The organism is Streptomyces glaucosporus, assembly GCF_039533345.1.
Taxonomy (GTDB): Bacteria; Actinomycetota; Actinomycetes; order Streptomycetales; family Streptomycetaceae; genus Streptomyces; species Streptomyces glaucosporus.
Genome location: NZ_BAAATJ010000004.1, coordinates 361,495 through 367,840, shown reverse-complemented (window position 1 = coordinate 367,840; position 6,346 = coordinate 361,495). Strand labels below are relative to the sequence as shown.

The 6,346-nt window shown below is 73.1% G+C and carries 4 protein-coding genes; 2 read left to right on the top strand and 2 right to left on the bottom strand.

Annotated elements, in window-relative coordinates:
- Nucleotides 1-737 precede the first annotated feature (737 nt).
- On the bottom strand, nucleotides 738-1,385 hold the full coding sequence (locus tag ABD358_RS07765) for a response regulator (RefSeq protein ID WP_344630103.1): 648 nt from the start codon (nucleotides 1,383-1,385) through the stop codon (nucleotides 738-740).
- Nucleotides 1,382-2,617 carry a sensor histidine kinase gene (locus ABD358_RS07760; RefSeq protein WP_344630102.1) on the bottom strand — a complete coding sequence of 412 codons (1,236 nt, stop codon included), beginning with the start codon at nucleotides 2,615-2,617 and terminating at the stop codon, nucleotides 1,382-1,384. Before ABD358_RS07760 ends, ABD358_RS07765 begins: the two co-directional genes overlap by 4 nt.
- A gap of 155 nt (nucleotides 2,618-2,772) precedes the next feature.
- Between ABD358_RS07760 and ABD358_RS07755 the strand changes: the two genes are divergently transcribed.
- Nucleotides 2,773-3,516 (top strand): ABC transporter ATP-binding protein, encoded by a 744-nt coding sequence (locus tag ABD358_RS07755; RefSeq protein WP_344630101.1) that lies wholly within the window; start codon nucleotides 2,773-2,775, stop codon nucleotides 3,514-3,516.
- Nucleotides 3,516-6,029: an ABC transporter permease gene (locus tag ABD358_RS07750; RefSeq protein ID WP_344630100.1), complete on the top strand. Its 2,514-nt coding sequence runs from the start codon at nucleotides 3,516-3,518 to the stop codon at nucleotides 6,027-6,029. Before ABD358_RS07755 ends, ABD358_RS07750 begins: the two co-directional genes overlap by 1 nt.
- Nucleotides 6,030-6,346 lie beyond the last annotated feature (317 nt).

The window sequence follows — 6,346 nt, the reverse complement described above, 5'->3', positions numbered from 1 at the left end:
GAAGCGCGGGCGGCTCCCTCCGCTTCGCTCCGGGAGCCACCGGGAACCGAAGGCCCTCCGCAAGCTGGAAGGTCTGAACGCCTCGCTTCGCTCGGGCGGGCTCGCTGCGCTCGCCTTCGACCTGAAGGGCGGCCCGCGGCGCGGGCCGGGAGGGGTTCCGCTGCGCTCCACCCCCCGGAACGTCCTTGGTTTGGGGCGGACGTGGTAGGCCGTCAGCAGACAGGTGACGGGTGAAGGTTGGGCCCGCTGCGCGGGCCGAGCCGGCTACGGCGGGGAGGGGGTGCGGAGCGGCGGCAAGTGTGGCGGGTAGTCACGGGGTATGTGAGTGAGGCGGTTGGCGGGTTTCCGGGCAGATGATGCATCGATGTGTAAGTCTTGGGAGAACGCATCGCCCCCACCCGGTGGCACTCCCTCGCGGGTCTCGGTGACACCGGACCGCGGATTCGCCCCTGTGGGCGGGGGCGGCACCGGGTTGTGTGGCGGGATTTCCGGCCGGGTCTCCTCGGCGAGCCGTCGGTGGGCCGTGGCCCCGATGTGCCGAAGGACGCCCGGCTGCTGGAGCAGTCGGGCGTCGGCTGTGTGCCGGCCGTGCACAAGTCCCAGCTCATTGTGGGCTGTCCCCGCATCGAGGGCCTGTTCGCGCAGGCTCCGGCCAGGCACGGGAGAAGATCTCCCGCTGCGTCGGCAGCCCTCGCCCCTCCCGGTCTCGGCCTGCGGCGGCGCGGCCGCCCCGCTCGTCAGGTCAGGCCGGCGTCCCTCACGAGCAGCGCCACCTGAACCCGGTTGGACAGGCCGAGCTTGGCGAGGGCGCGGCTGACGTGTGCTTTCACCGTGCCCTCGCTCATGGAGAGTTCGCGGCCGATCTCGGCGTTCGACAGGCCACGGGCGACGGCTCGTACCACGTCGTCCTCTCGGTCCGTCAGCGCCGACAGGCGTTCCCGGGCGCGGGCCGCGCCGGCCGGTTCCAGCCCGGCGAAGGTGTCGATGAGCCGCTTGGTGATGCGCGGGGTCAGCATCGCGCTGCCCTCGGCGACCGTGCGGACGGCGGCGGCCAGGTCGCGCGGTGAGGTGTCCTTCAGGAGGAAGCCGGCGGCGCCGCTGCGCAGCGCCGTGTGCACGTAGTCGTCGAGGTCGAAGGTGGTCAGCATGATGACGCGCGGCGGGTTCGGCGCGCGGCGCAGTTCCTTCAGCGCGGTGAGGCCGTCCATGCCGGGCATGCGGACGTCCATGAGGACGACCTCCGGGCGGTGTCGGGCGACGGCGGTCACGGCTTCGCTGCCGTCGCCGGCCTCGCCCACCACCTCGATGTCGTCGGCCGGTTCGAGGATCATGCGCAGCCCCGCCCTTACCAGTGCTTCGTCGTCGACGACCAGGACCCGGATCACTCGTCTTCCTCCTTGGTGTGCGGGGAGAGGGGCAGGTGGGCGCGGACGCAGAACCCCCCGCCCGGGCGGGGGCCCGCTGTGAACTGGCCGTCGAGCAGCTCGACCCGCTCCCGCAGCCCGACCAGGCCCATACCGCTGCCGGGCAGCGCCTCGACGGGATGGCGGGGGGCGTCGTTGCAGACCGCGATCTCCAGGCCGCCGTCGTCGTAGCGGAGCAGGATCTCCGTGCGGGCGGCACCGGCGTGCTTGTGCACATTGGTCAGAGCCTCCTGCACGACCCGGTAGGCGGCGTGTTCCAGCAGCGTGGGCAGCCGCTGGGGGGTGCCCTCGTCACGACGGCTGACGGTCATGCCCGCGGCACGCGACTGGTTGAGGAGCCGCTCCAGGTCGACGAGCGTCGGCTGGGGGCCCAGTGCGATGCCCTCGCTGTCGGCCTTGAGGACGCCGATGACGTCCCTGAGCTGGCCGAGGGCCTCGCGTCCGATGGTGCGGATCAGCTCCGCGGCGACGGCCGTCGACTCGTCCTTGGCGTTGATCTCCAGGGCGCCGGCGTGCAGCACCATCAAGGACACCCGGTGGGCGACCACGTCGTGCATGTCCCGGGCGATGCGTGCGCGTTCCTGTGAACGGGCCTGCTCGGCGCGGGCCGTCTGTTCGCGTTCCAGCTGCTCGGCCCGCTCGTGCAGGCCCTCGACGACGTCCCGGCGGGCCCTGTTCCACAGGCCGAGGGCGAACGGCAGCCACACGAACAGGGCGATGCCGCCGAGCGACGACAGCATGTCCTGCCACACGACCCCGGCCGCCCCGATGGCCAGTCCCGTGGTCGTCGGCAGCACCGTCAGGGCGCTCGCCGCCACCACGTAGGCGAGCCGGCGCAGCGGGCTGCGCACGTGGAACGCCACGACGTAGGAGGCGACGCACAGCGCGGCCCAGGTCGAGGTGAGCACCCACGCCGCGCAGCCGGTCACCGCCACGGGCCAGCGCAGCCGGGGCAGGGCCAGCGCCGAGGCGGCCGACGCGGCGGCCACGGCGACGGCCGGCGCGAGGGCGAGGCCGTCCAGTGGTGTCAGGCCGAGCTCGGTTTGCACACGGGACACGGAGGTGCCGTCGATCGGGACGAACGCGCCGGCGGCGAGGAGGACGGCCAGGAGCACCGGTCCCCCGCGGCCGGGCCGTCGCCGCAGGCGCGCCGAGCGTCCCGCTCCGGTGGTCGTATGGGTACGTCGGGTCACGCGCCGAGCGTAGTTGCCCGTCGGGGGCGTTGCCGTCCTCCCGAAGTCTGCCCCTGCCCCCCACGAAGGTCGGGGACGGCCACGACCTAAGTGGAGCGCGATCGTGGACTTTTCGGCGACGTGGAGACGGCGGCCGCCGCTCCAGACTCGGCTCCATGACTGAGACCACAGACGCTGTCCGGGCTTCGGGGCTGGGCAAGCACTACGGGACCGGCGACGCCAGGGTGTCCGCCCTCGCGGGCGTCGACGTGCGCTTCCCGCGCCAGGAGTTCACCGCCATCATGGGCCCCTCCGGTTCCGGCAAGTCCACGTTGATGCACTGCGTGGCCGGCCTCGACAAGGCAGACGAGGGCAAGGTCTGGATCGGCGACATCGAGCTGACCGGGCTGAGCGACGACGCCCTGACCGATCTGCGCCGGGACCGGATCGGGTTCGTGTTCCAGGCGTTCAACCTGCTGCCGACGCTGACCGCCCTGGAGAACATCCTGCTGCCGTTCGACCTGGCCGGGCGCAAGCCGGACCAGGAGGTGCTGGACCGGGTCATCACCACCGTGAATCTACGGGACCGGCTCCACCACCGGCCCAGCCGGCTCTCCGGCGGCCAGCAGCAGCGAGTCGCCGTGGCCCGCGCGCTGGTGACGGAACCGGACGTCGTCTTCGCGGACGAGCCGACCGGTGCGCTCGACTCCACGGCGTCGGCGGAGCTGCTGCGGTTCCTGCGACGCAGCGTCGACGACCTCGGGCGGACGGTGGTGATGGTGACCCACGAGCCCAGCGCCGCGGCATTCGCCGATCGGGTGCTGTTCCTGAAGGACGGCGCCCTCGTCGACGAGATGTTCGCGCCCACCGCGGACCGTGTCCTGGAGCGCATGAAGTCCTTCGAGAAGGCTGTGTCCTGATGTTCAAGACCATGCTGCGCGATCTGCTCGCGCACAAGGGCCGGGTGCTGATGACCCTGGTGGCGATCGTCCTGGGTGTCACGGCGACGGTCGGCAGCTGGGTGGTGAGCGATTCCATCGCGGCCACCCTGACGCTGCGTGAGACGCGAGACGACGTCAGCGTCGCCGTGCAGAGTCCCGGCAAAGAGCCGGTGCTGGGCGCCGCGGAGCGGGACCGGCTGGCGGCGCTGCCGGGTGTGGCGGCCGCCGAGGGTGTCGTCGTCGGCCGGGCGGGGCTCGTCGGCCCGGACGGCAAGCTCGTGAAGACCGGCACGGTCCTGGACCGGGCGGGCACCAACTGGAGCACCGACGAGCGGTTCACCCTGGACGCCGGCCGCAAGCCGGCGGGCCCCGGTGAGGTCGCCCTCAACAGTACGGACGCCGAGAAGGCCGGGTTCGGCATGGGTGACACCGTGCGGGTGCTGCTCGCCGGCGGGCGCTCCGAACGGGCCGAGGTGACGGGCCTGTTCACCTACCGCCGGCTCGGCCCGCAGGTGGAGGCCGACTCCGACGGGGCGTCGGACGCCGTCCCCGTCGTCGCGTACGACAACACCACTGCCGCCCGGCTCCTCGGCACCCGCTACCACCGTGTCGAGCTGACCGCCAAGTCCGGTGTGGCGGCGGACGCGCTCGCCCGGACCGCCCGGGGTGCCGTGCCCGACACGTACCCGGTGGAAACCGGCCGGGCCCTCGCCGGCGCGGCGGCCGCCCAGTCGGAGGACGAGGCGCGGGATCTGCGGTTGACGATGCTGCCGTTCGCGGCGGTCGCCCTGCTGGTCGGGATGTTCGTCATCGCCAACACCTTCACGATGCTGGTCGGCCAGCGCACCCGGCAGTACGCGCTGCTGCGGGCCGTCGGCGCCCGCAGGCGCCAGGTCAGGACCGGGATCATCGCGGAGGCCGCGGTGCTGGGCGTGGCCGGCGGCACCATCGGCACGCTCACCGGCGTCGGCCTGGGCCCGCTGCTGATCGGCGTGATGCGGCCCGACGACGACGTGGAGTTCACCGTACGGCCCACGGCGATCCTGCTCGGCTACGGCGTCGCGGTGGTCGTGACGGTGCTGGCCGCCTACACGTCGGCCCGGCGTGCCGCCGCCGTCCCCCCGGTGGCCGCGCTGCGCACCGACGCGGTGATGCCGCGGGAAACCAAGCGACGACGGAACCTGCTCGGTGTGGCGCTGCTCGCCGTGTCCGCCGCCATGGTGATCGCGACGGCCGACCCCAGCTCCTCCAACCTGCTGCGCATCGTCGCCCTGGTGGGCGCGGTCCTCGGGGTGGTCGGCGCGATCCTGCTGGCGCCGTTCCTCGCGGAGCGGCTGCTGATGCCGCTGACCCGGCTGGTCGGCCTGCGGGGCGGTCCGTCCGTGCGGCTGGGCCTGCGCAGCGCGGCGAGCGATCCCCGGCGCACGGCGGGCACGGCGACCGCCATCACCGTGGGGCTGGGCCTGGTGTGCGCGTTCGCGACGCTGAGCGCGTCCTTCGCCGACCTGATCGCCTCCACGACCCGCGCCAATGTGCCGCTGACGACGACCGTGCTCCAGTCGGCGGCGGGCGGCGAGTCGACGCTGACGCCCGCCGAGATGGAGCGGGTGCGCGCGGTGCCGGGCGTCGACCGGGTCGCCGCGAGCCGCGATGTGCTCGCCGATCTGACGTACGACGGCGGCAGGACCGTGCGGCGTATCTCGGCGATCGAGCCCGAGGCGCTGCGCACCGTGCTCACGCCCAGGATCACGGCCGGCTCGCCGGATCTGACCCGCGGGGTGGTCATCTCGCGGAACCAGGCCGACATGCTGGGGCTGGGCATGGACGACGAGCTCACGCTGAAGCTGGACGCCGGAACGTCCGTGACCCAGCGCGTGGTGGGCATCTACGAGGCGACGGAACTCCAGGCGAGCATCTACCTGGACGCGGCGAAGGCCCCGGAGGCGCTGCGTCGGCAGATCACCCTGCTGTACGCCACGGGCACCGACCCGGACAAGGCGCGGGCCGGTATCGAGGCGGCGTTCCGGGACCGGCCCGATGTGACCGTCACCGACCGTGAGGGCCTGGTCGAACAGGGCGTCGACCAGCAGCGGTTCGCGTTCACGCTGATGTACGCCATGTTCGGGGTCGCGATCGTCATCGCGGTGTTCGGCGTCGTCAACACGCTGGTGCTGTCGGTGATGGAACGGACCCGGGAGATCGGCGTGATGCGCGCGGTGGGCGCCAAGCGGCTGCTGGTGCGGCGGACCATCCGGGCGGAGAGCATCGTCGTCTCGATGTTCGGGGCGCTGCTCGGCGTGGTGGTGGGCGTGCCGGTGGGTGCCGTGATGCAGCACGCGATGTTCGGGCAACTGCTGTGGGACTTCACGGTGCCGTACACCGTGATCGGGCTGGCGCTGGTGGGCATCTCGGGGGCCGCGGTGCCGGCGGCGATGTGGCCCGCCCGGCGGGCGGCCGGTACGGACATGCTGGAGGCGATCGCCGGCAAGTGATGCGGGGCGGGGCAGGTGGGTGTTCACCTGCCCCGCCCCCGTAGTGGTGGGGGGAGTCAGCGGTTCGCGCCGACCCCTCGCGCCGTCAGGTCCGGGCGTCGCCGCGGCGCAGGACGGTCAGTGTCGTCCCGGGGCCGGGTGCACCGGCGCGGTGCCGGGACCGGCCGAGTCTGCGGCGGCCCTGCGGTGGGGTGCGGTGTTCCCGGGGCGGCTGGTCCACACCTCCGCGTCGCCGTCGACACCGTGCCGCAGGGTGAGCGGACGGCCGTCGGCCCCGCCCGCCCGCCCGCACCCAGCGGATACGGCCCGCGTGGCGC

What these genes read in the sequence shown, in the direction of transcription:
- ABD358_RS07755 (WP_344630101.1), top strand. Translation starts at nt 2,773, where the DNA reads ATGACTGAGACCACAGACGCTGTCCGGGCTTCGGGGCTGGGCAAGCAC.
- ABD358_RS07750 (WP_344630100.1), top strand. Translation starts at nt 3,516, where the DNA reads ATGTTCAAGACCATGCTGCGCGATCTGCTCGCGCACAAGGGCCGGGTG.